This is a genomic window from Nocardia sp. NPDC059195 (genome assembly GCF_042754695.1).
Lineage (GTDB): Bacteria > Actinomycetota > Actinomycetes > Mycobacteriales > Mycobacteriaceae > Nocardia.
Genome location: NZ_JBHZBG010000015.1, coordinates 68,675 through 89,165 on the forward strand (window position 1 = coordinate 68,675; position 20,491 = coordinate 89,165).

The following is a 20,491-nucleotide window of genomic DNA, read 5'->3' on the forward strand; positions in this document are numbered from 1 at the left end:
AATGACGCCGGTCGGTATCCACGACCTTTCGTTCGCCACCACCCACTACGCTCTCGATCACGCTGTCCTCGCCGACCGGCTCGGGGTGGATCGTGACAAGTTCTACCTCGGCATCGGCCAGGAGAAGATGAGCGTCGCCGCCGCCGACGAGGACATCGTCACCATCGCCGCGGCCGCCGCCAAGCCGATCCTGGAACGGCACGGCACCGACAATATCCGCACCGTGCTGCTGGCCACCGAAACCGGTGTCGACCAGTCCAAAGCCGCTGCGCTGTACTTGCATTCGCTGATCGGGCTGCCCAATGCCGCGCGTGTCGTCGAGCTCAAGCAGGCCTGCTATGGCGGTACCGCCGGGCTGCAGTTCGCGGCGGGTCTGATCGCCCGCGACCCGTCGCAGCGCGTGCTGGTGATCGCCGCCGACATCGCGAAGTACGAACTCGACACTCCGGGTGAGCCGACCCAGGGCGCCGCCGCCGTCGCGATGCTCGTCACCGCGGACCCGGCGATCCTGGCGCTGGACCCGGTGTCGGGCCTCTACAGCGCCGACATCATGGACTTCTGGCGCCCGAACTACCGCACCGAGGCCATTGTCGACGGCAAGACCTCGGTCAATGCCTACCAGAAGGCCGCTCAGGAGGCGTGGACCGATTACCGCCGCCAGGGTGGCCGCGAACTCGGTGAGTTCGCCGCGTTCTGCTACCACCAGCCCTTCACCAAGATGGCCTACAAGGCGCACCGCCATCTGCTCGAAAGCCAGGGCCACACCGCCGACGCGGAGGCGATCGAGGCCGCGATCGGCAACACGACCACCTACAACCGCACGGTCGGCAACAGCTACACCGCCTCGCTCTACCTCGGCCTGGCCTCGCTGCTCGATCATTCGGGGGACCTCACCGGCAAGGCGCTCGCCATGATCAGCTACGGGTCGGGCAGTGTCGCCGAATTCTTCAGCGGCACAGTGCAGGCCGGCTACCGCGAACACCTGCGGACCCAGGCGAACCAGGCGGCCATCGGCTCGCGTGAGCTGCTCGACTACGAGCGCTACCGGGAACTGCACGAGGCTGTCTCGCCCAGCGACGGCGCGTACCACGCCATGGTCGAGGAAACGCGGCGCCCTTACCGGCTGGCCGCCGTCTCCGGTCACAAACGCATCTACGAATCCCGCTGAGGTCGCCCCATGAGCAGTAACGACACCCGCCACGTCCAGGTCATGATCGTGGGCAGCGGGCTCTCCGGCCTCGGCACCGCCATCCGGCTGAGCCAGCGTGGCCTGTCCGACTTCGTGGTCATCGAACGTGGCCCCGATGTCGGCGGTACCTGGCGCGACAACACCTACCCGGGTGCGGGCTGCGATGTTCCCTCGCACCTGTACTCGTATTCGTTCGCGCTCAATCCCGACTGGTCGCGGTCGTTCTCGCCGCAGCCGGAGATCGAGCAGTACCTGCGTACCGTGTCCGAACGCTACGGCGTTCGCGACAAGCACATCTTCGACTGTGCGATGACCGCGGCCCGCTGGAACGATGCCGAGGGCCGGTGGGATATCGAGACCAGCAAGGGCACCTTCACCGCCGACTTCATCGTGTCGGCGGCGGGTGTGCTCGCCGAGCCGAATCTTCCCGATATCAAGGGCATTTCGAGCTTCGAGGGCGAGATCTTCCACTCCGCGCGCTGGAACCACGACGCCACCTTGACCGGCAAGAAGGTCGCCGTCATCGGCACTGGGTCCTCGGCGGTGCAGATCGTCCCGTCGATCGCGCCCGAGGTGGAGCACCTCGACGTCTACCAGCGCACCGCCACCTGGGTGATGCCGCAGATCTCGCGGCCGTACCTGGCGCTGGAACGCTTCGCCTTCAAGCACATTCCGGGTCTGCAACGGTTGATGCGCGCGCTGATCTACACCACGCGCGAGCTGTTCGTGATCACGCAGGTGAAATACCCGTGGACCGGCATCGTGCTGGAAACGGTCGGGCGGTTCAAGATGCGCTTCGAGATCCGTGACCCGGAGCTGCGGCGAAAAGTGTTGCCCAAGCACCGCATCGGCTGCAAGCGCATGCTCGTGTCGAACAAGTTCTACGGTGCGCTCGATCGTGACAACGTCGACGTCGTCACCGACGGCATCGCCGAGGTTCGCGCCGGTTCGATCGTGTCCGAGGACGGCACGGAGCGGGAGGTGGACGCCATCGTGCTGGCCACCGGCTTCCATGTCGCCGATTCGCCGACGTTCAACCTCTACACCGGTCGCGACGGCCGGACCGTGTCCGAGGCGGCCGACGCCGAGGGCTACCAGATGTACAAGGGCACGACCGTCGCGAATTTCCCGAACATCTTCTTCATGCTCGGCGCCAACTCCGGGTTGAACTACACCTCGCTGATCTACATCATCGAATCCCAGATCAATTACATCGTCGACGCCATCACCACCATGGAGCAGCGCAACCTGCAGTCGTTCGAGGTCCGCCTGGACGCGCAGGTCGAATACAACCAGCAGCTACAGCCGAAGATGGCCCGCACCGTGTGGGTCAACGGCGGCTGCACCAGCTGGTTCCTCGACAAGCACGGCAACAACTCCGCGCTGTGGCCCGACTTCAGCTTCAAATATCGGCGCATGGTGCGGAAATTCGACATCGACGCCTACGACACCACGACGAAGACACGATGACCGCGACGCCGGCGCGCCACACCCGCGTCGCGATCATCGGCGCCGGTTTCGCCGGGCTGGGTGTGGCTATTCGATTGCGCCAGTTGGGGATCACCGACTTCGTCGTCTTCGAGCGTGCGAGCGATGTCGGCGGAACCTGGCGCGACAACACCTATCCCGGTGCCGGGTGCGATGTACCGTCGCAGCTGTATTCGTATTCGTTCGCCCCCAATCCGGACTGGACGCATTCGTTCTCGACGCAGCCGCAGATTCAGCAGTACGTCCAGGATGTGGTGGACCGGGAAGGTGTCCGCGATTCGATCGTCCTCGATTGCGAGGTCACCGACGCGCGGTGGAACAACGACACCGCGCGGTGGGAGATCCGGACCAGCCACGGCGCCTACACCGCTGACATCACGGTGTCGGCGGCCGGGCCGCTGAGCGCTCCGAATCTGCCCGATATCAAGGGCATCACCACGTTTCGTGGCCCGATCTTCCATTCCGCGCGCTGGGACCACGAGTTCGAGCTCGCGGGCAAGCGGGTGGCGGTCGTCGGTACCGGCGCGTCCGCGATCCAGATCGTGCCGTCCATCGCGGGTGAGGTTGCCCGGCTGGACCTGTACCAGCGCAGCGCACCGTGGGTGTTGCCACGGATGGGACGCAAGTACAGCCGGCTGGAACGCCTGTACTACCGGCGAGTTCCGGGTGCGCAACGGCTGGCGCGGATCGGCGTGTACTGGGTGCGTGAGTCTTTCGTGCTCTGGCAGTCCAAGTACCCGCCGTTCGCCGACTTCTTCGCGCGTGGTGCGCGTGTGAAGATGTGGTGGGTGATCCGGGATCGGGAGCTGCGCCGCACCCTCACCCCCGGCTACCGCCTCGGATGCAAGCGGATGCTGATCTCGAACGTCTACTACCCCGCACTGGCCCGCGACAATGTCGAGGTCGTCGCCGACGGCATCGCCGAGATCCGCGAACAGTCGATCGTCGCCAACGACGGCACCGAGCGCGAAGTCGACGCCGTCGTGCTGGCGACGGGCTTCCGGATCGCCGACTCGCCGACCTACGACCTGATCAGCGGGCGGGACGGGCGCACCCTGTCGGAGGTTTTCGGCGCCGGGGGACTGAGCGTGTACAAGGGCACCACCATCGCGAACTTCCCGAATATGTTCCTGATGATCGGCCCGAACTCCGCACTGAGCTACACCTCGGCGATCTTCACCATCGAAGCGCAGATCGACTACATCATCGACGCGATCACGACGATGGCTGCCAGTGGCCTGCGAACGGTCGAGGTCCGGGAGGACGCGCAGACCGCCTACAACCGGGACCTGCAGGAGAAGTTCGACGGTACCGTCTGGAACGCGGGCGACTGCACCAGCTGGTTCGTCGACGAGAACGGCCACAACGCCACCCTGTGGCCGGATTTCAGCTTCCGGTTCCGGCGGATGCTGCAGGCATTCGACGTCGACGCCTACGAGACGACCCGGTCAGAATGAATTCTGCCGGGAGCTGACGGCCGGCGGCCGCGAGGAGGCGCGCAGCGGGTTCGCGGTGGGGAAGGTGATCGAGGGCAGGGTCACCCACATGCGAACCCGGGTGCCGTTCTCGTCGTGGTCGAAGGTGAGATCCTCGGTGAGCACCCGCATCATCTCCACGCCGCGACCGCGATAGCCCGGGTCGGTGGGAGTGGGGATCCAATGGCCGTTGTCGGCGATCTCGAGCACCACCCGATCGCCGTCGCAGCGGGCCGTGAGGCTGACGCGGCCGGGTTCGGTGTCGCGGTAGGCGTGTTCGACACTGTTGCTGCAGGCCTCGTTGGCCGCGGCGACGAGGTCGGCGGCCAGGTCGTGCGGGACCGCGGCAGTGGCGAACCAGCGGTAGAGGCCCCGGCGCACACCGGCCAATTCGGCTGCGGCAGCGGGAATGTCGAGGCTCAGCGGCTCCGGGGGCTGCCGGTAGACGACCATGGCCACGTCGTCGTCGTAGCCCGCGGGCGGGCACAGCCGCGACAGCACCGCGTCGGCGACATCGCGGGGGAGCGCGGCACCGGTCTCGCTGAGCACTTCGGCGATCTTGACGAAGCCCTCGGCGATGTCGTACCCGCGCTGCTCGACGAGGCCGTCGGTGAACAGCACCAGGGTGGCGCCCGGCGGCAGCGCCGTGGTGGCTTCGGGCCTGCGCGGGGTGTCGAAGGTGGCCAGGGGGACCGCGCGTCCGCCTTCGAGGATCCGGCCCGGCCCGCCGGGCGGTGCGAGCACCGGCGGCATGTGGCCCGCGTTCGAGTACCGCACCATCCCGCGCTCGGGGTCGAGCACGGCCGCGCACACCGTCGTACACATGGCGCCCGGGATCCGGGAGGCCACCGCGTCCAGTTCGGCGAGCAACTGCGCCGGTCCGGCGCCACGCAACAGCAGAGCCCTTGCCGCAGTGCGCAATTGGCCCATCACCACGGCGGCGGACAGACCACGACCGACACAGTCGCCGACGACGACGCCGATCGTGCCGTCGCGCAACGGCACCACGTCGTACCAGTCGCCGCCGATCTCCAAGGGCGGCAGGGCGGGTTCGTAGTGCACCGAGAACCGGGGCGGCAGTTCGATCGGCCCGAGCATCGCCCGCTGCAGGGTGAGCGAGGTGGCGCGGGCCTGATCGAAGTTGCGGGCGCGCTGCAGTGCGACGCTGAGATGACCGACGAGCAGTGAATACAGGGCCCAGTCCGCGGCGTTCACCGCGCGTGGCGCACCGAAGCGCACCCACAGCGCCGCGTCACCGGTCTCGCCGAGCGGTGCGACGACCGCGTCGACCCCGCCCTCGTCACCGGTGATGGCCGAGAGCCCACGGGCGGATTGTCTGCGCGAGCGGTCGAGCAGGGCCTGGGTGTCGTCGTCGAGCACGACGGGGCCGTCCGCGCGTGGGCCGCTCTGCCGCATCGGCGTTGCGGTGAATTGTGGTGCGATGCCGTTGTTTTCGGGTTCCGGATCGGCTTCTCTACTCGTCGGCGTCACCCCGCAGGAGTAGACGTCGGGGCGTCCGGTGCGGCTCGGCCAGATCGCGACAAGTGCGGTCTCGGCGCCCATGGTTCGGCGCAGTTCGTCGAGTCCGACCGCGAGGACCTCCACCATGCTCGTCGCCGCGCCGACGGCGGTGGCCAGGCGTGAGGCGGCTTGGTCGCGGGCCTGCGCGTCGTGCTCGGCGGTCACATCGCGCACGGTGCCGACGAAGATCCGTTCGTCGTTCTCCTGCTTCACCAGCGAGCTCGCGCTCACCGCCAGCCAGCGTTCCCGGCCGTCGCGATGACGTATCGGCATCACGAACCGCGATGCCTCCGAGCCGATCTGCGGATATCCGGCGCGATCGGTCAGTGCCCACGGATGCGGTAGCCCGAACGGCACCTCGCCCGCGCCGTATCCGGTGAGCACCCCGAACGCGGAGTTCACCTCGACGATGGTGCCGTGGTCGTCGGCGACGAAGAACCCGTCCTGCAACGACTCGACGAGCGCGGTGCGAAACGCGTCGCGGCCTTCGAGATCCTCGGCGCGGGAACGCTGTTGTTCGTAGCGGCGGGTGCCGTCGAGATAGCCGCGGGTGGCGATATCGAGGGCCGCCATGGTCTGCAGCAAGAACTCCAGTGCTACCTCGGCGCGGCGCGGATCGGCCTGCGTTTCGGCGTCCCCGGCGACGGTCCGGAAGTGATGCTCGGTGAGATCGAGCAGGCTGATGCCCTCGACGAGGGCCCGCCGCCCGAGGTCGTATCCCTCCGAGAGACCGGCCTGGCCCGGCGCGGCGACGTGGCGGCGCATGGCCACCGAATAGTCGTCGAGAAATGCGACCAGGACAGCGCTCATCGGCAACCTCTTATCGGCCAGGTCTGGGGGAACAGGCCGCGATGTCGCGGCCTCACGGGCAGGGCCCACGGAAACGCGCCGCGAGCACCAGTGCGTCGTCGGTGTCCTTCGCGTCGCGCGCGAGGAGATCGCCCGCGATGGCAGTGGCGGGTTTGGCCAGGTCAAGGGATTCCGGGCCGACCGCGACGATCCCGTCGGTCGCCATCAGCAGCAGATCTCCGGGTCGGATCGGCAGCGTCTGTGGCTGCAGATGCGAAGGCAACCGGTACCCGACGATGCCGCCGGTGAGCAGCATCGTGGCCCGCAGTTCCGCACCGGCCGGACCGAGGGTGAGCAGTCGCGAATCGACGTTGCCGACGCCGAGCCATTGCAGCGTTTCTCCCGGCTCGATCAGCGCCAAAGACACTGCGGCACCGCGGGTTTCGACCATCGCGCGATGGCAGAGCACCATCAGCACGTCCAGCGGTTCGCCGCAGTTCTCGTTGAGAATGTGCGTCGCGCGATCGGCCGCCTCGGCCGCGGGCGCACCGTGACCGAGCCCGTCGAGCACCGCGAACAGCACGCCTGCGCCGGTGTCGAGAACGAGCGCGCGGTCACCGGAGACGTCCTGACCGGGCAGTGCCCGGCCGGCCGTCGACCACTCCATGCGCCCGATGATCCCGTCCTCATGCAACGTCGGGTACCCACTTCCACATCTCGATCAACGTCCCACGGCCCGGGGCGGAATCGATGGTGAGGCGGTCCATCAGCCTGCGCGCGCCGGGCAGGCCGAGTCCGAGTCCGCGGCCGGTGGAATAGCCGTCTTCGAGCGCGCGGGGAATGTCACGGATGCCGGGGCCCTGGTCCTCGGCTTGGATGACGAGCGCGCGGCGACCCTCGCGCACATCGATGAGCAGCCTGATCTCGCCGCTGCCCGCGTAACTGGTGATGTTGCGGGCGATTTCGGAGATGGCGGTGGAGATCATGGTGCGGTCGGTGAGGGTGAAACCGAGGTCACCGGCCAACTCGCTGCCGGCCTGCCGGGCGGTGACGATGTCCTCGGACACCTTGACCGCGATCGCCACCTGCTCAGCGGCCACTGTCGCGACCGTCTCGTCGCCGCGGGTGCCGATTCAGCCAGGAGAGGCCTTCCTCGAGATCCAGCGCGGTGTGCATGTCTTCGAAGGTAAGGCCCAGCTGGACCATGGCGAAGGCGACTTCGGGTTGCAGCCCGACGATGACGGTTTCCGCGCCGCGCAACTGGGTCATGTGCGCGATGGTGCGCAATGAGCGCGCGGCGAAGGAGTCCATCACGTCGATGGCGGTGACGTCGACGATGATGCCGGTCGCGCGGTAGCGACTGACCTGCTTCATCAGGTCGTCCTGTAACCGCTCGGTGTCGGCATCGGTCAACGCCGACTGCACCGACGCGATCAGGTACGTGCCCTGTTTGAGAATAGGTACCGGCATGGTGGCTTGGTCAGCGCCCGTCCCGCTCGCTCAAGCGTTCGGTGACTCGGGAGACCTCGTATCCGAGCAGACGCTCGGCCTCTTCGATACCGCCCTGCAGGTCGCCGACCGCGTTCATCTTGGACAGATCCAGGCCGATGGTCACCAGGGTCAGCGCGATCTCCGAGGACAGGCCGGTGATGATCACGCTGGCGCCCATCAGGCCGGACGCGTCGACGGTCTGCACGAGGTGGTTGGCCACCACGGAGTCGATCGCGGGCACACCGGTGATGTCGATGACGACCACCTTGGCGCGATTGGCGCGGATGGCGCGCAGCAGCTGCTCGGTGAGCTGGCGGGCGCGCTGGGAGTCGAGCACACCGATGATCGGCAGGATGAGCAGCTGCTCGCGGACCTGCAGCACCGGGGTGGACAGCTCGCGGATGGCCTCTTGCTGACGGCTGATGACGCGCTCGCGCTCCTGCACGAAGGACACGGCCACGGTGTTGGCGATCCGGTTGGCGGCCGGTTCGTAGGCGTCGAGCACCCGGTTGAGCAGCTCGAAATTGGACTGGTACTTCTCGAAGAGGCTGCGCGCGAGCACGTCGCGCAGCAGCAGGACGATGCCGATGACCTCGTCGGTCTCGACCCCTCGCGGAATGATGCGCTCGGACAGGTCGCGGGCGTAGGCCTGCAGTGCCTCGACGCTACCGGTGACGAGCACCTCGACGTAGTTGTCGTACATCGACGTCGCCTCGGAGAAGATTTCCTCCGGGGTCATCGCGGTCAGCAGTTCGGCCTCGGTGATACGCCGTGCCCACTCTTCCCGCAGCCCGGTGCGGTTCTGCCGCAGGTGCTCGACCAGCTGCGGGAGCAGGTTGTCGAGTGGCTGCACCGGCAGCGAATCCGCCGAAAGACTCGTGGACACCTCGGACATGGAAACCCCTGCCCCTTTCGACGACGGACGTTCTCGAAGCGCACAGTGCGCTTTGAGCCTGAAGCCTACTCATACCCCTTCCGTGGTGCTGCCCAAACGTGGTGCCGTCGGCTATTCCGGGGCGAACCCGCGTTCCAGCGCCCGCAGTGCCTGGTCCAGATAGACGGTCAGATCGGTATCGCCGCGCTCGAGCCAGGCATCGAAAGCGGCCCGCGCGGCGGCCAGCGTGGTGCGCCCGATGGCGAGGGGAATCAGGTCGCCCGCGCCCGCGCCGAGGCGGCTCGCGGCGAACTCGCCGACGGCGTGTTCCCACGCGTCGTAGTGCGCCCCCGCGCCCGCCGAGAGTGCGGGTACCCCGGAGACCAGCCGCATTCTGGTGTGCAGTTCGGGGATGTCCTCGGCGCGATACCTGTTGGCCGCCACCACAATTCGACGCACCGCTGCCATCATCGGCTCGTCGGGAGGGACGGCGGCGAACGCGGCGCGAAGGTCGTCGACCTCGTTGTCGAACTGGTGCCACAGCACCTCGGCCTTGGTGGGGAAGTAGCGGAAGAAGGTGCGCTCGCTCACCCCTGCCTCGGCGGCGATGCGTTCGACGGTGACGTCGTCGAATCCGTGTTCGGCGAACAGTTTCATCGCGATCACCTCGAGTTCGCGACGCGTGGTGCGCGGCGGACGCCCGCGGTGCCCCGATTGCTTGGGGGTCGACATCGGTGCGCGCGGTGGCGGGGCGGACATGGATACAGGATAGGGACTCGGCGAGCTTTTCGACCTGCGCGAGCTATTGATTATGTCAGTGACTGACGTTAATGTTGGCGCCATGTTCGTGGCGCACCTCACATCGCCCGAGGCGGGTGTGCGCGCCGCCGCGGGGGTGATCCTGGTCATTCCGCTCGGTGCGACCGAGCAGCACGGCCCGCATCTGCCGCTGTCGACCGACAGCGATATCGCGTCGGCGGTGTGCCGCCGGGCCGCGGCCGAGCGTGGTGACCTGCTCATCGCGCCTGCCCTCGCCTACGGGGCCAGCGGCGAGCACGCGGGGTTCGCCGGCACCTTGTCGATCGGACAGGCGGCGCTGGAACTTCTCGTCGTCGAACTGTGTCGCTCCGCGACGGACACGTTCTCGCGGATCGTGCTGGTCAACGGCCACGGCGGCAATGTGGAAGCACTACGCCGAGCCGTCGCCTTGTTGCGTTCGGAGTCGCGCGACGTGCGGGTGTTCTCGCCCGGCTACGGCGGCGACCCGCACGCCGGGCGCACCGAAACCTCGATCCAGCTCGCGCTGAGCCCCGACCTGGTGCGCACCGAACTGGCCGAGCCGGGGGACTGCCGCCCGCTGGCCGAACTGCTGCCGCTGCTGCGCGCGGGTGGCGTGCGGGCGGTCAGCCCCAATGGAATCCTCGGCGACCCCACCGGGTCGAGTGCCGTCGAAGGCACCGGCCTGCTGCGGGTCGCCACTACCGCATTGCTGGAAGACCTGCGCCGATGGTGGCCGCAGGATCATGAGGAAGGACCCCGATGAATCCCTGGTTCGAGACCGTTGCCGAGGCGCAACGGCGCGCCCGCAAGCGTCTGCCGAAGGCGGTGTACGGCGCGCTGATCGCTGGTTCGGAACGCGGACAGACCATCGAAGACAACCAGACCGCGTTCACCGAACTCGGTTTCGCCCCGCACTGCGCGGGCCCGATCGGCGACCGCGACCAATCGACCACAGTGCTCGGTCAGCAGGTGTCCATGCCGGTGCTGATCTCGCCGACCGGCGTGCAGGCGGTACACCCCGACGGTGAGGTCGCCGTCGCGCGTGCCGCGGCGGCACGCGGAATCGCCATGGGGCTCAGCTCTTTCGCGAGCAAGCCCGTCGAGGATGTGCTCGCCGCCAACCCGGCGACCCTGTTCCAGCTGTACTGGTGTGGCAACAAGGATCAGATCCTCGAGCGGATGGCCCGGGCGAAGAAGGCCGGTGCGGTCGGCCTGATCCTCACCCTGGACTGGTCGTTCTCGCACGGCCGCGACTGGGGCAGCCCGGTGATCCCGGAATCGCTGGACCTGCGCACAATGATGAAGTTCGCGCCGCAGACCCTCGCGCGCCCGCGCTGGCTGGCGACCTACCTGCGCTCGGGCAGCATCCCCGACCTCACCGCACCCAATATGGCGGTCGGCGGCGGCGCGGCACCCGGGTTCTTCGGCGCCTACGGCGAATGGATGCAGACACCGGCACCCGATTGGGACGATGTCGCCTGGATCTGCGAGCAGTGGGACGGCCCGGTACTTCTCAAGGGCGTGATGCGCGTCGACGACGCCCTGCGCGCCGTCGACGCGGGCGTGGCGGGCATCTCGGTGTCCAACCACGGCGGCAACAATCTCGACGGCACCCCCGCCGCCATCCGGGCACTGCCGGTGCTCGCCGACGCGGTCGGCGACCAGATCGAGGTGCTCCTCGACGGCGGCATCCGGCGCGGCAGCGATGTCGTGAAGGCAGTGGCGCTGGGTGCGCGTGCGGTGCTGATCGGGCGCGCCTCCCTGTGGGGTCTGGCGGCCAACGGTCAGGCCGGCGTCGAGAACGTTCTCGATATCCTGCGTGGCGGAATCGATTCCGCGTTGCTGGGTCTGCGCAAGACCTCGATCTCCGACCTGACCCGCGACGACATCATCGTTCCCGCCGGCTTCGAACGTGCGCTGGGGGTCGGTGCGGGGCACAAGGATTCCGGCAACCGGGATTTCGCGTCCAACGGAACTGTCGTCAGCGGCGCCGCGGCTGGATAGTATCGGCGGTTGGGCTCGACCGTCTGAGGGGGAATTCGTGAGTGTGGTTTCGGATATCGAGGGTTCGCGTAGGCGAATCATGATGTCGCGCAGCGTGTCCTACACGCTGCCGGCCGTGGTGGCGGTGGCACTGGTCTCGGCCGGATGTGGCACCGCCACACCGAAACCGGCGCCGCCCGCGGCGTCGACCACCCTCACGACCACCTCGAAACCCCCGACGACCACATCCCGGGCGCCCACGACCACCTCGGCCGCCGCCACACCGGCGGCTGTCGGTGTCTGTGTGGACAAGACGACCAATGTCCGTGTGGCAGACGAACAGTGCGACACCGCCGACACCGAGTACAAGCGGTTCTGGTATCAGCACACCGACACCTTCGTGTACCCGGCGATCGGCGTCGCCGTCGCTCTCGCCGCGGGCAGTTTCCTGCGCCCGACCAGCGGCGAGGTCTTCGACCGCGGCGCACCGGCCAAGGGCGGCACCGTCGCGCGCGGTGGTTTGGGCAAGGCCCGCCCCGACTCCTCCGGCGGGGGCGGCAGCGGCGGGTCCTAGTCCTCGCCGGGCGCGGCGGTTTGCAGTCGGCCGACCGGTTCGGCCGCGTTCGCGCCGCGGTGATGGTCAACGAGCACGTCGTAGATCTCCGCGAGGGTGGCGAGCTGGTCGCGATCCAGCACGTCGATCATGTGTTTGCGCACGCTGCGGACATGGGCGGGCGCGGCCGTGGTGAGCAGTTGCCCGCCGGTCGGGGTCAGCTTGGCCACGGTGCGGCGCTGGTCGTGCGGCATCGTCTCGCGTGAGACCAAACCGCGCTTCTGCATGCGGGTGATCTGGTGCGAGAGCCTGCTCTGCGACCATTCGAGCGCGCAGGCCAGATCGGCGAAGGTGAGCCGCTGGCCTGGTGCGTCGGCTAGGTAGACCATCACGGAATATTCGACATAGCTCAGGTTGGCTGCCTTGCCCGCGTCACGCCCGATCGCCGCGGCGATCAGGTCGCGGGTCCGGACATAGCCCAGCCAGGCACGCATTTCGACATCATCGAGCCACTGTGGATCGGTCACGATCGAGCTCCAGATTCTGAAGGTGCAGGCTTCGGATTGAACGGCGCACGCCCGCCACCGCCCGGAGAATGGGTAGCACCGTTTGGGTTGAACGTGCAACCTCGATATTAGTTATGGTCGGCCGATAACCTCACATAGGGTTGCCTAACCACCGTGCGGGTGTGGGTGGTCGATAGGCTGCGGATTGCTTTGTGACCAGCCCTGCCTGGTGCTCCGCAGTGTTGCGGTGCCCGCCCTGCCCGAAGGAGTGCGATCCGTGACCGCGCCGGAGTTCCGCTATTCCGATCTGCTGCCCATCGGCGCCGACGAGACGCCTTACCGCCTGCTCACCACCGAGGGGGTCAGCACCGTCGAGCACAACGGGCGCACCTTCTTGCAGGTCGAGCCCGAGGCGCTGCGGCTGCTGACCGAGACGGCGATCCACGACATCAGCCACTACCTGCGCCCCGCGCACCTGCGGCAGCTGCGCAAGATCATCGACGACCCCGAGTCCTCGGGCAACGACCGCTTCGTCGCGCTCGACCTGCTCAAGAACCTCAACATCTCCGCCGGTGGCGTGCTGCCGATGTGCCAGGACACCGGCACGGCGATCGTGATGGGCAAGAAGAGCGAGGGCGTGCTCACCGGTGTGGACGACGCCGAATGGCTCAGCCGCGGCATCTTCGACGCCTACACCAAGCTGAACCTGCGCTACTCCCAGCTCGCCCCGATCACCATGTGGGACGAGAAGAACACCGGCACCAACCTGCCCGCCCAGATCGAGCTGTATTCGACCGAGGGTGACGCCGACAACCCGGTGTACAAGTTCCTGTTCATGGCCAAGGGCGGCGGTTCGGCTAACAAGTCGTTCCTGTACCAGGAGACCAAGGCCGTCCTGAACCCCGAGCGCATGCTCGAGTTCCTCGACGAGAAGATCCGCTCGCTCGGCACCGCGGCCTGCCCGCCGTATCACCTCGCCGTGGTCATCGGTGGCACCAGCGCCGAATTCGCCTTGAAGACAGCGAAGTACGCGTCCGCGCACTACCTCGACAACCTGCCCACCGAGGGCTCGATCACTGGTCACGCGTTCCGTGACGTCGAGCTCGAGGAAGAGGTCTTCCAGCTCACCCGTGAGTTCGGCATCGGCGCGCAGTTCGGCGGCAAGTACTTCTGCCACGACGTGCGCGTGGTCCGCCTGCCCCGCCACGGTGCGTCCTGCCCCGTCGCGATCGCCGTCTCCTGCTCGGCCGATCGCCAGGCGCTGGCCAAGATCACCAAGGACGGCATCTTCCTGGAGCAGCTGGAAACCGAACCGGCCCAGTACCTTCCGGAGCAGACCGCCGACATCCTCGGTGGCGACGTGGTGCAGATCGACCTGAACCGACCGATGGACGAGATCCGCGCCGAGTTGTCGAAATACCCGGTGAAGACCCGTCTTTCGCTGACCGGCCCCTTGGTCGTGGCCCGCGACATCGCCCACGCCAAGATCAAGGAACGCCTCGACGCGGGCGAGCCCATGCCGCAGTACCTGCGCGACATGGCCGTCTACTACGCCGGTCCGGCGAAGACCCCCGAGGGTTACGCCTCGGGCTCCTTCGGTCCCACCACCGCGGGTCGCATGGACTCCTACGTCGACCAGTTCCAGGCCGCGGGTGGCTCCATGGTCATGCTGGCCAAGGGCAACCGCTCCGCCCAGGTCACCAAGGCCTGCAACGAACACGGCGGTTTCTACCTGGGCTCCATCGGCGGCCCCGCTGCCCGTCTCGCCCTGGACTGCATCAAGAACGTCGAGGTCCTCGAGTACGCCGAACTCGGCATGGAAGCCGTCTGGAAGATCGACGTGGAAGACTTCCCCGCGTTCATCGTCGTCGACGACAAGGGCAACGACTTCTTCGCCGAAACCTCCAAGCCCATCGCCCTGCGCGTGCGTTCTCGTTCCAAGGAACGCGTGTAGACACCCGCTCCGATGCCCCGGTGTCCGCTTCGGCGGGCGCCGGGGTTTCGTCTGTTCCCAGGGTCCAACGGCCGTCACCTCGGTGTACTGTGACGCGCGACATATGGCGTACAGGGCCTGGCAGGGGTGTGGATTGGCGAGCGGTGGAGTTCCCAAGGGGCGGGCGACGCGCAGTGCGAAGCTGGGGCAGTTCGCCGCGGGGCAGGCGGTGCGGGAGGTCGGGCGCCGGCTGTCGATGATCGGGCGCACCGATGAGGCGCGTGAGGTGCTGGCCGAGCGGTCGGCGATGATGAAGGCACAGCAGATCGTCGCGGTGCTGGGGAGCATGAAGGGCTCGGCGATGAAGCTCGGGCAGATGGGCTCGGTGCTCGATCTCGACTTCGTTCCCGAAGCGCACCGCGAGCAGTTCCGCGCACAGCTCGCGGCATTGCAGGACCGGGCGCCCGCGATGCCGTTCTCGACGATGCGGCAGGTGATCGAGGACGACCTCGGCTCACTGGCACAGACCTTCGCCGAGTTCGACGAAACATCGATCGCGGCGGCGTCGATCGGCCAGGTGCACCGGGCGCGGCTGCACGACGGGCGCGCCGTCGCGGTCAAGGTGAAGTACCCCGGCGTGGATCGTGCTGTCCACGCCGATATCAGCAATCTCGAGTTCCTCGGCAAGATGGCCAGAACGGTGCTGCCGAGCATGGCCGATACGGGTGTGCTGGAGGAGGTCGCCAGCAATCTGCGCAGTGAGCTCGACTACGAGCGCGAGGCCCAGACCCAGCATCGGGTCGCGCGGCGCTATCGTGGCCATCCCTTCATCACCGTGCCCGACAGCATCGAGGAATTCTGCACGCACAATGTGCTGGTAACGGAATTCGTTGAAGGGCGCCCTTTTTCGCACATTCAGACGCTGCCTGCCGCCGAGCGGGACCGGCTCGGCGAGCTGATCTACCGCTTCTACATCGCCGGCCTGTTCGCCGACAACGAGTTCTGTGGCGACCCGCATCCGGGCAATGTGCTCCTGGCCGCCGACGGCAAACTCGCCTTCGTCGACTTCGGCCTCTACAAGGAGATGGACCCCGCGCACGTCGAGTTCGAGCGTTCGGTCCTGCGGGCCGCCGCGGAGGGGCGGGGCGAGGATCTGTTCGCCGCGTGGCTGGGCCGGGGGATCATCGACCCCGATTCCGAGGTCACCGTGGAGGAGAGTCTGGCCTACGTCTGGGCCGCCACCGGCTGGCACCTGCTCGACGAGGAAGTCACGATCACCCCCGAACTGGCCACCGGCGCACTGCTGCTCGCCGTCGATCCGCGCGCGTCCGACTTCCAGGGCATGCACAAACAGCTGCTGCCGCCCGAGCACGTGTTCTCCCGCCGCGCCGACCTGTTCACCTTCGCCACCCTCGGCCAGTTGCGCGTCACCGCCAACTGGCATCAGCTGGCCCGCGAATGGCTCTACGACGAACCCCCGCAGACCGACATCGGCCGGGCGATCGAGCAGTGGCGCCGTGGTCTCGGCGACCGGCCCGGTCGATAGAATCCGCCTATGAACACTGTGCTCGGCCGCGTGGCCGACCGGATCCTGGTGACGATGACGGCCGCCGCGGCCGTGACCGCTATGAGCATCGGCACCACCGCCGCCCAACCCGAGCCGCGCGAACAGTTCCAATCGGCAGCGGGCACCGAAGGCCTCGACCCGCCCCTCGCCGTCGCCTACACCCTCGCCGAGCAGCAGGCCCACGCCGAGAACGTGCCACTGTCGATCACCTCCGGCCATCGCACCTACGAGCAGCAGGAATGGCTCTGGCAGGACGGCCTCGCCACCTACGGCAGCCCCGATGAGGCGCGCCGCTGGGTGCTGCCGCCCGAGGAGTCGACGCACGTCTCCGGGCACGCTGTCGATGTGGGCCCGCAGGTGGGGGCGCAGTGGCTCGAGGAGAACGGCAACCGGTGGGGACTGTGCCGGACCTTCGACAACGAGTGGTGGCATTTCGAGCTGGTCACCGCGCCCGGCACACCGTGTCCACCCCGGGTGCCGGACGCGAGCCAGCGCTAGATCTGAATCCCGCAGCTGAGGTCCCCAACTGGAGAGGTTCAGCGCAGCTCGGCGAAGAAGGTCCGGATATCGGCGACGTGCGCGGCGGGCTCCTCCATCGCGACGAAATGGTTGCCCGGATTTCCCGACGGCCAGTGGGTGATCTTGTTGCCGCGGTCGGCGAGTTTGCGCATGAGCGGTGAACCGCCACCGTAGACCCCGGTCGGCACCAGGTTCTGGTCGGTCGGCCAACCGAAACCGCCGTCGCGCAGTCCGTTGTACATCGGCCAGGACGAGGTGCCGGTGGTCTGGGTGAACCAGTACACGGCGATATTGGTGAGCAGGTGGTCGCGGTCGATCACGTCTTCGGCGAGGTCGGCCATGGGCGTGAACTCCTGGAACTTCTGCATCATCCACGCGAGCAGCGCGACCGGTGAATCGTTCCAGCCGAGTGCGAACGTTTGTGGCGCCGCCCGCAACAGCGCGTGGTGGTCGACGCCGCCGGTCATCCACTGCTGCATTTCCGCCCATTGCGCGCGGTCCTCGGCCGCCATCGCGGGCACCTCAGCCTCCGTCGGCATGCCGATCCCACCGTCGAGGTGCACGCCGATCACGTGTTCCGGGGCGGCCAGCGCCATCTCCGGTGCGATATAGGCGCCGAGGTCGCCGCCCTGGGTGCCGTAGCGGGCATAGCCGAGGCGGGCCATGAGGGTGGCCCACATCTGCGCGACCCGTGCCGTGGTCATTCCGGTTTCGCGCGGCGCCGCCGAGAAGGCGAATCCGGGGACGGACGGGATCACCACGTCGAAAGCGAGCGCGGGATCGAGTCCGTGCGCGCGCGGGTCGGTGAGCGGGCCGATGGTGCGGGTGAATTCGACGAACGAGTTGGGCCAGCCATGGGTGAGCAGCAGCGGCACCGCGTCGGGCTCGGCGGAACGTACGTGCACGAAATGGACGTCGAGGCCGTCGATTTCGGTGATGAACTGGGGGAAGGTGTTCAGCGCGGCTTCTTGTGCGCGCCAATCGAATTCGTTCACCCAGTAGCGGGCGAGCTCGCGCAGGTACTCGGTCGGCACGCCGCGTTCCCAACCCTCGCCCGGCAGTTGATCCGCCCAGCGCGCCCTGGTCAGCCGGTCGTGCAGGTCGTCGATATCGGCCTGGGGGATGTCGATGCGGAACGGGCGAATGGTGCTCATCGGGACTCCTCGTTGTCGGTGTGATTCCGACGCTATCGGCCATCTAGGACAGATACGGTCCTAGATGTGCGGCAGAATCGAGAACATGACCGACACCGCCGCCCGGCTGCTCCGTTTGCTCTCCCTGCTGCAAATGCCACGGGAGTGGCCGGGCAGCGAACTGGCCGACCGGCTCGGCGTCACCGATCGGACCGTGCGCCGCGACGTCGACCGGCTGCGCGAGCTGGGCTATCCGGTGGTCGCCGCGATGGGTGCGGCCGGCGGGTACCGGCTCACCGCGGGCTCCGCGCTGCCACCGTTGATCCTCGACGCGGACGAGGCCGTCGCGGTCGCCGTCGGGTTGAGAGTCGCTGCGGGACAGGCGGTTGCGGGCATCGAGGACGCGTCGGTGCGGGCCTTGACCAAACTCGAGCAAGTCCTGCCCGCGAAACTACGCAGGCGGGTGCGCGTGGTCGGTTCGGCGGTCGCGGTCCGCGCGGGCGATGGCCCCACCGTCGACCCGGAGGTCCTCACCACCCTCGCCGCCGCCGTCACCAACCGAGAACGCCTGCGCTTCACCTACCGCGACGCCGCCGGCACCGAATCCCGCCGCCACGCCGAACCCGCCGGCGTCGCCGCCGCGGGCCGCCGCTGGTACCTCGTCGCCTACGACCTCGACCGCGACGCCTGGCGCAGCTACCGAGCCGACCGCATCGAAAGCCCCCAACCCACCGGCGCCCGCATCACCCCACGCCATCTACCCGCCGCCGACCCGGCCGACTACGTCGCAGGCCGCCGAACCGACTGGGCCACCCCCGAATACCACGTCGACATCACCATCGAAGCCCCACACGCCCGGATCGCAGGCCGCCTCGGCGAAGAACCGGACACCCTGCACGCCGACAGCGCCACCACCTGCCGTCACACCGCCACCCGCGATGACGACCCAGCGTGGCTCGCGGTACAACTGACGTCCTCGGGAATGCCGTTCCGCGTCCATGATTCGCCTGAATTGACCGCGGCGTTGCGTGCCATGGCGGGTCGACTCCGAGACGCAGTGGGCGATTGAGTGGCCGGTCGGCCGCACCGCTGGTCCGGCCGAATCGCTGCAACCATCGATGAGACATTCGCCTGAGTCGCTGTCCGCTTTCCGGAACCACCTGCATCGGGTGAGATTGCCCGGTGCAGGTGGTGTGGGCTCAGCGGCGGGTGGCGACGGCTTCGACCTCGAACAGCACGTCGGGCGTAGCCAGGCTCGCAACGCCGATGAGAGTCTGGGTGGGTGGCGTCGTCCCCCAATTCGCCTGTACAGCACCAGCGATGGGGCCGAGCTTGCTGACGTCGTGGTTCACCACATAGGTCCTGAGCTGGACGACGTCGCCGAGGGTGAGGCCGTGGGCGGCGAGGGCGGTGCCGATATTGCGGAATGTCTGGTTCACCTGCTCGGTGAAATCGGGCGAGACGACCGAGCCGTCCGGTCGGGAACCATACTGTCCTGAGACGAGCACCAGTTCCGTTCCCGCGGGGATAGTGGCGGTGTGGCTGTAACCGAAGGGGGTCGGGTCGTGCAGGCCGTCCGGGTTGACGATGGTGTGGGCGGTGCGGGGTGCGTGCTCGGTGTTGGTCATGGCGATGAATCTGCCAGGAATACACGACATCTTGTGTCGTGTATTCCTGGCATAGTTTTCCTATGCGAGCTGACCGGCTGGTCTCCCTGGTGCTGCTGTTGCGTCGGCACGGCCGGCTGTCGGCCGACGCCCTCGCGCGCGAACTGGAGGTGTCCACCCGCACCGTGCTGCGCGATATCGAGGCGCTGTCAACGGCCGGTGTTCCGGTCTATGCCGAACGCGGCAGACATGGCGGTTTCGCGTTGCTGCCCGGGTTCCGGACCGAGCTCACCGGGCTGAACCACGACGAGGCTCTCGCCTTGCTGATCGCCGGATCACGGCGCGGCGCACAGGCATTCGGTTTGGGGTCAGCGCTTGCGTCGGCCATGCTCAAAGTGGTCGACGCGCTGCCCGAAAGCTATCGGGATATCGCGAACGACGCGGCCGAGCGCTTGCTCATCGACCCGGAGACCGATCTCCTGTCGCGTCGGCTGGTCGCCGAGGAATTGTCCGACACGATCGTCGCCGAGGTCCGGCGCGCGGTGCTCGCCGGACACAAGCTGCGCATCCACTACGCGGCGGTGGACCAGAGTCCGCAATGGCGCACAGTTGACCCGATCGGCCTGGTCACCGCCCGAGGTCAGGGTTACCTGCTCGCCACGAGATCCGGCGCGGATCGCACCTACCGCCTGTCGCGTGTGCTGGCCGCGCAGGAACTCGACGAGCCCGCACAGCGACCGGATCGGGTCGATCTGGACCAGGCGTGGCAAGAGCGCAGCAACCGGTTCCGGGCAGGCGGCGACCAGGTCACCGTCCTGGCGCGAGTGCACCCGGCTCGGCGGGAGGAACTGGCGGGCACCGCGCTGGCCATCGGCGTCGAGGAGACCGACGCGGAGGGCTGGCTGCGGCTGGAGACGACCTTCCAAGACCCCAGGCACGCCGAATGGGCACTGTGGCAGCTCGGCACGAACGCGGAAGTTCTTGCCCCGCAGTGGTTGCGCCGATCTCTGCACGAGCGTGCCACCGCGATCGCCGCGCGCTACGCATTGTCCTGAGAGCGGACTGGCCGCGGTCGCACGCCGC

21 protein-coding genes are annotated in these 20,491 nt (G+C 67.8%); 11 read left to right on the forward strand and 10 right to left on the reverse strand.

Annotated features, from left to right (window positions below; genetic code table 11):
* The first annotated feature begins 1 nt into the window (after position 1).
* The 3 genes from ACFXKN_RS20145 to ACFXKN_RS20155 are packed head-to-tail and all read left to right on the forward strand — an operon-like array spanning position 2 to position 4,134.
* The gene (locus ACFXKN_RS20145) at positions 2-1,168 is read left to right on the forward strand and encodes a hydroxymethylglutaryl-CoA synthase (RefSeq protein WP_379433614.1); all 1,167 of its coding nucleotides are present in this window, start codon (positions 2-4) and stop codon (positions 1,166-1,168) included.
* 9 nt (positions 1,169-1,177) lie between these two features.
* Entirely contained in the window at positions 1,178-2,659 is a 1,482-nt protein-coding gene (locus ACFXKN_RS20150) for a flavin-containing monooxygenase (RefSeq protein WP_379433578.1), read from the forward strand.
* Positions 2,656-4,134, forward strand: a complete 1,479-nt coding sequence (locus tag ACFXKN_RS20155; protein WP_379433579.1) for a flavin-containing monooxygenase — start codon at positions 2,656-2,658, stop codon at positions 4,132-4,134. Before ACFXKN_RS20150 ends, ACFXKN_RS20155 begins: the two co-directional genes overlap by 4 nt.
* Here ACFXKN_RS20155 and ACFXKN_RS20160 read toward each other — a convergent pair.
* From ACFXKN_RS20160 to mftR, 6 genes are all read right to left on the reverse strand, one after another.
* Positions 4,126-6,483, reverse strand: a complete 2,358-nt coding sequence (locus ACFXKN_RS20160) for a SpoIIE family protein phosphatase (RefSeq protein WP_379433580.1) — start codon at positions 6,481-6,483, stop codon at positions 4,126-4,128. The genes ACFXKN_RS20155 and ACFXKN_RS20160 overlap by 9 nt on opposite strands.
* 52 nt (positions 6,484-6,535) lie before the next feature.
* Positions 6,536-7,129: a SpoIIE family protein phosphatase gene (locus tag ACFXKN_RS20165; protein WP_379433581.1), complete on the reverse strand. Its 594-nt coding sequence runs from the start codon at positions 7,127-7,129 to the stop codon at positions 6,536-6,538.
* A gap of 19 nt (positions 7,130-7,148) precedes the next feature.
* On the reverse strand, positions 7,149-7,562 hold the full coding sequence (locus ACFXKN_RS20170) for an ATP-binding protein (protein ID WP_378966074.1): 414 nt from the start codon (positions 7,560-7,562) through the stop codon (positions 7,149-7,151).
* A complete protein-coding gene (locus tag ACFXKN_RS20175) occupies positions 7,552-7,932 on the reverse strand; it encodes an STAS domain-containing protein (RefSeq protein WP_056809990.1) in 381 nt (126 codons plus the stop codon). The genes ACFXKN_RS20170 and ACFXKN_RS20175 overlap by 11 nt, the downstream gene beginning before the upstream one ends.
* A gap of 10 nt (positions 7,933-7,942) precedes the next feature.
* Positions 7,943-8,848, reverse strand: a complete 906-nt coding sequence (locus tag ACFXKN_RS20180; protein ID WP_378912777.1) for an STAS domain-containing protein — start codon at positions 8,846-8,848, stop codon at positions 7,943-7,945.
* A gap of 111 nt (positions 8,849-8,959) precedes the next feature.
* Positions 8,960-9,586 carry a mycofactocin system transcriptional regulator gene (gene mftR, locus ACFXKN_RS20185; RefSeq protein ID WP_379433582.1) on the reverse strand — a complete coding sequence of 209 codons (627 nt, stop codon included), beginning with the start codon at positions 9,584-9,586 and terminating at the stop codon, positions 8,960-8,962.
* A gap of 82 nt (positions 9,587-9,668) precedes the next feature.
* Between mftR and mftE the strand changes: the two genes are divergently transcribed.
* On the forward strand, positions 9,669-10,370 hold the full coding sequence (gene mftE / locus ACFXKN_RS20190; RefSeq protein WP_379433583.1) for a mycofactocin biosynthesis peptidyl-dipeptidase MftE: 702 nt from the start codon (positions 9,669-9,671) through the stop codon (positions 10,368-10,370).
* The gene (gene mftD / locus ACFXKN_RS20195; RefSeq protein WP_379433584.1) at positions 10,367-11,611 is read left to right on the forward strand and encodes a pre-mycofactocin synthase MftD; all 1,245 of its coding nucleotides are present in this window, start codon (positions 10,367-10,369) and stop codon (positions 11,609-11,611) included. The genes mftE and mftD overlap by 4 nt, the downstream gene beginning before the upstream one ends.
* Before the next feature lie 99 nt (positions 11,612-11,710).
* On the opposite strand, the gene ACFXKN_RS20200 is transcribed toward mftD, so the two are convergent.
* On the reverse strand, positions 11,711-11,902 hold the full coding sequence (locus ACFXKN_RS20200) for a hypothetical protein (protein WP_379433585.1): 192 nt from the start codon (positions 11,900-11,902) through the stop codon (positions 11,711-11,713).
* 16 nt (positions 11,903-11,918) lie between these two features.
* On the opposite strand from ACFXKN_RS20200, the gene ACFXKN_RS20205 reads away from it, so the two are divergent.
* Positions 11,919-12,164 carry a hypothetical protein gene (locus ACFXKN_RS20205; RefSeq protein WP_379433586.1) on the forward strand — a complete coding sequence of 82 codons (246 nt, stop codon included), beginning with the start codon at positions 11,919-11,921 and terminating at the stop codon, positions 12,162-12,164.
* Here the strand turns inward: ACFXKN_RS20205 and ACFXKN_RS20210 are convergent.
* Positions 12,161-12,670 (reverse strand): MarR family winged helix-turn-helix transcriptional regulator, encoded by a 510-nt coding sequence (locus ACFXKN_RS20210; RefSeq protein WP_379433587.1) that lies wholly within the window; start codon positions 12,668-12,670, stop codon positions 12,161-12,163. The genes ACFXKN_RS20205 and ACFXKN_RS20210 overlap by 4 nt on opposite strands.
* Positions 12,671-12,926: 256 nt before the next feature.
* Here ACFXKN_RS20210 and ACFXKN_RS20215 point away from each other — a divergent pair, with 256 nt between their 5' ends.
* From ACFXKN_RS20215 to ACFXKN_RS20225, 3 genes are all read left to right on the forward strand, one after another.
* Positions 12,927-14,603: a fumarate hydratase gene (locus tag ACFXKN_RS20215; protein ID WP_378965993.1), complete on the forward strand. Its 1,677-nt coding sequence runs from the start codon at positions 12,927-12,929 to the stop codon at positions 14,601-14,603.
* Positions 14,604-14,706: 103 nt separating this feature from the next.
* The gene (locus ACFXKN_RS20220) at positions 14,707-16,128 is read left to right on the forward strand and encodes an ABC1 kinase family protein (protein ID WP_379433588.1); all 1,422 of its coding nucleotides are present in this window, start codon (positions 14,707-14,709) and stop codon (positions 16,126-16,128) included.
* 9 nt (positions 16,129-16,137) lie between these two features.
* Entirely contained in the window at positions 16,138-16,647 is a 510-nt protein-coding gene (locus ACFXKN_RS20225; protein ID WP_379433589.1) for a M15 family metallopeptidase, read from the forward strand.
* A 38-nt stretch (positions 16,648-16,685) separates the two neighbouring features.
* Here ACFXKN_RS20225 and ACFXKN_RS20230 read toward each other — a convergent pair whose 3' ends face one another.
* Positions 16,686-17,822, reverse strand: coding sequence for an epoxide hydrolase family protein (locus ACFXKN_RS20230; protein WP_379433590.1), 1,137 nt, complete (start codon positions 17,820-17,822; stop codon positions 16,686-16,688).
* A gap of 85 nt (positions 17,823-17,907) precedes the next feature.
* Between ACFXKN_RS20230 and ACFXKN_RS20235 the strand changes: the two genes are divergently transcribed.
* The gene (locus ACFXKN_RS20235; protein WP_379433591.1) at positions 17,908-18,870 is read left to right on the forward strand and encodes a helix-turn-helix transcriptional regulator; all 963 of its coding nucleotides are present in this window, start codon (positions 17,908-17,910) and stop codon (positions 18,868-18,870) included.
* Positions 18,871-19,000: 130 nt separating this feature from the next.
* Here ACFXKN_RS20235 and ACFXKN_RS20240 read toward each other — a convergent pair whose 3' ends face one another.
* Positions 19,001-19,429, reverse strand: coding sequence for a RidA family protein (locus tag ACFXKN_RS20240; protein ID WP_378965948.1), 429 nt, complete (start codon positions 19,427-19,429; stop codon positions 19,001-19,003).
* Between the two features lie 62 nt (positions 19,430-19,491).
* On the opposite strand from ACFXKN_RS20240, the gene ACFXKN_RS20245 reads away from it, so the two are divergent.
* Positions 19,492-20,463, forward strand: a complete 972-nt coding sequence (locus tag ACFXKN_RS20245) for a helix-turn-helix transcriptional regulator (protein ID WP_378965941.1) — start codon at positions 19,492-19,494, stop codon at positions 20,461-20,463.
* The last annotated feature ends 28 nt before the right edge of the window (positions 20,464-20,491 follow it).

Coding starts and splice junctions, on each gene's coding strand:
- ACFXKN_RS20145 (WP_379433614.1), top strand. CDS start 2: ATGACGCCGGTCGGTATCCACGACCTTTCGTTCGCCACCACCCACTAC.
- ACFXKN_RS20150 (WP_379433578.1), top strand. CDS start 1,178: ATGAGCAGTAACGACACCCGCCACGTCCAGGTCATGATCGTGGGCAGC.
- ACFXKN_RS20155 (WP_379433579.1), top strand. CDS start 2,656: ATGACCGCGACGCCGGCGCGCCACACCCGCGTCGCGATCATCGGCGCC.
- ACFXKN_RS20160 (WP_379433580.1), bottom strand. CDS start 6,483: ATGAGCGCTGTCCTGGTCGCATTTCTCGACGACTATTCGGTGGCCATG.
- ACFXKN_RS20165 (WP_379433581.1), bottom strand. CDS start 7,129: ATGGAGTGGTCGACGGCCGGCCGGGCACTGCCCGGTCAGGACGTCTCC.
- ACFXKN_RS20175 (WP_056809990.1), bottom strand. CDS start 7,932: ATGCCGGTACCTATTCTCAAACAGGGCACGTACCTGATCGCGTCGGTG.
- ACFXKN_RS20180 (WP_378912777.1), bottom strand. CDS start 8,848: ATGTCCGAGGTGTCCACGAGTCTTTCGGCGGATTCGCTGCCGGTGCAG.
- mftR (WP_379433582.1), bottom strand. CDS start 9,586: ATGTCCGCCCCGCCACCGCGCGCACCGATGTCGACCCCCAAGCAATCG.
- mftE (WP_379433583.1), top strand. CDS start 9,669: ATGTTCGTGGCGCACCTCACATCGCCCGAGGCGGGTGTGCGCGCCGCC.
- mftD (WP_379433584.1), top strand. CDS start 10,367: ATGAATCCCTGGTTCGAGACCGTTGCCGAGGCGCAACGGCGCGCCCGC.
- ACFXKN_RS20220 (WP_379433588.1), top strand. CDS start 14,707: ATGGCGTACAGGGCCTGGCAGGGGTGTGGATTGGCGAGCGGTGGAGTT.
- ACFXKN_RS20225 (WP_379433589.1), top strand. CDS start 16,138: ATGAACACTGTGCTCGGCCGCGTGGCCGACCGGATCCTGGTGACGATG.
- ACFXKN_RS20230 (WP_379433590.1), bottom strand. CDS start 17,822: ATGAGCACCATTCGCCCGTTCCGCATCGACATCCCCCAGGCCGATATC.
- ACFXKN_RS20235 (WP_379433591.1), top strand. CDS start 17,908: ATGACCGACACCGCCGCCCGGCTGCTCCGTTTGCTCTCCCTGCTGCAA.
- ACFXKN_RS20240 (WP_378965948.1), bottom strand. CDS start 19,429: ATGACCAACACCGAGCACGCACCCCGCACCGCCCACACCATCGTCAAC.
- ACFXKN_RS20245 (WP_378965941.1), top strand. CDS start 19,492: ATGCGAGCTGACCGGCTGGTCTCCCTGGTGCTGCTGTTGCGTCGGCAC.